Source organism: Desulfocastanea catecholica (assembly GCF_054657295.1).
This window is the reverse complement of the sequence record NZ_BAAHYZ010000086.1, coordinates 1-2559: the sequence shown is the minus strand read 5'-3', so window position 1 is coordinate 2559 and position 2559 is coordinate 1. Positions and strand designations below refer to the sequence as shown.

Below are 2559 nucleotides of genomic sequence, written 5' to 3'. Positions count from 1 at the left end.
TTTCAGATAGGCTGTTGAATACCTTTTCAATCTGCTCCATAACATAATCAGCCTTTCCAGGAATCTTGGCTCTTGAGTGAGTTGTCGGTAGTGATTGTTGTGTTTGTTCATAACAGACCTCGGTAAGTGTGCGAGCTGAAACCATACCTTCAACTCAATCACATTGTCACAGAGGGTTATGCGGAGTGTTAAATATGTAAGGAAATGATGTGTTCGCTCCCAAACACAGTTTGGGAGCGAACAAAAGTGTAGATATTAGCCATTGATCGATTGGGCACATTCGGCTATGACAGTTTCGGGTGCATGTGTAAGACCTTCTTTCATCCCTTTGGCTGAGGGGTCTGGGTATATCTCAAACGTTTTGGCCTCATATCCTGCCCACACTTCTTTGGCGACATCTTCAGGACTTGCTTTCTCCATAGGCTGATTTTCTGACATAGCCGTGTCAATGGGACCGGGAAGTACTTCATAGACTTCTACACCTTTTAATGCAAACTCCGCTCGTAATGCTTGCGTTGCAGAGTGTAAAGCACTTTTTGATGCGGCGTAAAGTCCCATGACAGGGAGATTCACCAGTGCCAGTATAGAGGTTACATTGATAATGGCACCTTCTTTGGCTATTTTATCACTGAAAGCACGACAGACGTTGAGCGTACCAAATACATTGACCTCAAAATCGATTGTATTGTCCTGCAGAATCCTCTGTTCACTGTTGACACCCGCGTTGTTGATTAGTATGTCGATGGCATCTATCTTGGATGCCAATGCCTCAACACTTTGTTTGTCGGTCGTGTCCAGTGCACAGAGCTCTACTCGTGCATCTAATTTCTGTAGTGCTTCTGCTTTAGAGATATCGCGTACACAGCAATAGACTTTCTTTGCATTGTGCTGAAGCGCCTCACGCACTAGAGCTTTTCCCAAACCGCCGTTGGCACCTGTGATCATAATACTCTTGTTTTCTAATAACATTATTCTGTTTCCTTTTCTAAATTTTGATAAACTTTTTTAAGTAATGCTTTTAGCATTTCCGTCTCTTTGGATGTTAAGCTTTCGGTCAAATGCTCGTTATGTGCTTTGGATATGGGGATAACCTTACCAACAAGCACTGCAGCTTCTTCCGTCGGGAAAAGGTTAAATGATCTTCGGTCCTGTTCATTGGGTACCCGTTTCATAAGACCTTTTTGTATCAATCTATCGATACTGCGTGTAATATTTGCCTGGTCTTTATAGGTCGAGTCTGAGAGTTCTTTCTGTGTTAACCCGCTTTTTTCTACCACCCTGAACAACAAGGACCACTGCTCTGGTGATATACCGTACGCTTTGAGTCTACAGTTGAAGTTGGCTTTTGAGAGCAAAGCCGTTTTGTTCAACACGAATCCCAATGAATTATCCATGTCAAAAATCATTTTCAATCCTTTGCAAAAGTATAGGCCTTTTTATTTGCCTGTCAAGACAAGTATTGACATGACAACTAAATTGTTTTTTGTATCACGTATACATCATCAGTGCTATATTTTTATCACTTTAAGCTAAAAAATGTATAATCCGATTATATGACATGCACTTCACCTGCAGTTTCAACAGGTTGTGCTCACTATTCCCAGATTTTACCAAACTACACAAAATATCATTTCATCATGCAGATAGGCTGGTAATATCATAATCAAGCCGGCTATTGAAATCCGAGGACACCATAATTACCATTAGACAATCTGTAATATATCACCTTAACCAGAAGTGAAGCTGAGTCTTAAAGAACGACTTAAAAAGAGTAACGGAGCCCGTATTATGATGTCGTTGGCACCCCACGATACACTCTGGGAAAAGATGCCAGTAAAAACAAGGAAGCGGATGGTGTGGGGGCTATGGCTTATCACCTGGCTAGGGTTGCTTGCCGGTTTGCTGGAACGAGTTTTCTGGGAATATGTGGTTTTCTTTTCGGCCACACATGCTCTGCTGATTCTCTTACTGCTTGGTTTGCGTGTTACCGAATTTCCCGTTCAGGTTCGCCTGGTTTATTTTGCCTGGGTTGCAATAGGAACTTATGTCCCGTTCATGGAAATATTGATGTATATCACCATTCTGGGGCTAGCCACAAATCTGTTTTGGGGCTACTGTCCTTTGGCAAGAATGTTGTATCTTCTGCCATGGAATAGAGAAGAGCCATTCTCTCTGGATCTTCTTAAACGAGTATTCTTGTCGCCTCCCGTGACCGGAAAATTTACACCACCCCCATCTTCGTGATAACAAGTGAAAAGAGTTGTATCTTTGCTTGATTCATCTCAATTATTTTTCCTGAACTTTTGATCTTGATCATGATCAAATATCACGGCGAAAATGGAGCATTTCAGTACTTCCGAAAAATCAAGAATTTCCCCAAATATATTGCGCCAAATCGAGTTGTTTTGGATATTTATTTTTACATTCCAGACAATCTCGGAGTTCGCCGGACTATGGACTCACCGGAAGTGATACAATGGAATTGGCAATTTCTGGACCTTGGGATGTTGGCACTGACGGTCAGACCGGCCTGGAGGAAGTCATTCATATCCTGGGGTA

General features: G+C 42.1%; 4 protein-coding genes. 2 read left to right on the top strand and 2 right to left on the bottom strand.

What is annotated here, in order from left to right; translation table 11 throughout:
- Positions 1-255: 255 nt before the first annotated feature.
- Both ACYQ8U_RS22865 and ACYQ8U_RS22860 read right to left on the bottom strand, forming a co-directional pair.
- The gene (locus ACYQ8U_RS22865; protein ID WP_459947871.1) at positions 256-969 is read right to left on the bottom strand and encodes an SDR family NAD(P)-dependent oxidoreductase; all 714 of its coding nucleotides are present in this window, start codon (positions 967-969) and stop codon (positions 256-258) included.
- Positions 969-1406, bottom strand: coding sequence for a MarR family winged helix-turn-helix transcriptional regulator (locus ACYQ8U_RS22860; RefSeq protein WP_459947870.1), 438 nt, complete (start codon positions 1404-1406; stop codon positions 969-971). The genes ACYQ8U_RS22865 and ACYQ8U_RS22860 overlap by 1 nt, the downstream gene beginning before the upstream one ends.
- Before the next feature lie 382 nt (positions 1407-1788).
- On the opposite strand from ACYQ8U_RS22860, the gene ACYQ8U_RS22855 reads away from it, so the two are divergent.
- The gene (locus ACYQ8U_RS22855; protein WP_459947869.1) at positions 1789-2244 is read left to right on the top strand and encodes a hypothetical protein; all 456 of its coding nucleotides are present in this window, start codon (positions 1789-1791) and stop codon (positions 2242-2244) included.
- 71 nt (positions 2245-2315) lie between these two features.
- Positions 2316-2559: hypothetical protein (locus ACYQ8U_RS22850; RefSeq protein WP_459947868.1), on the top strand; the 244-nt coding region annotated here is incomplete at its 3' end.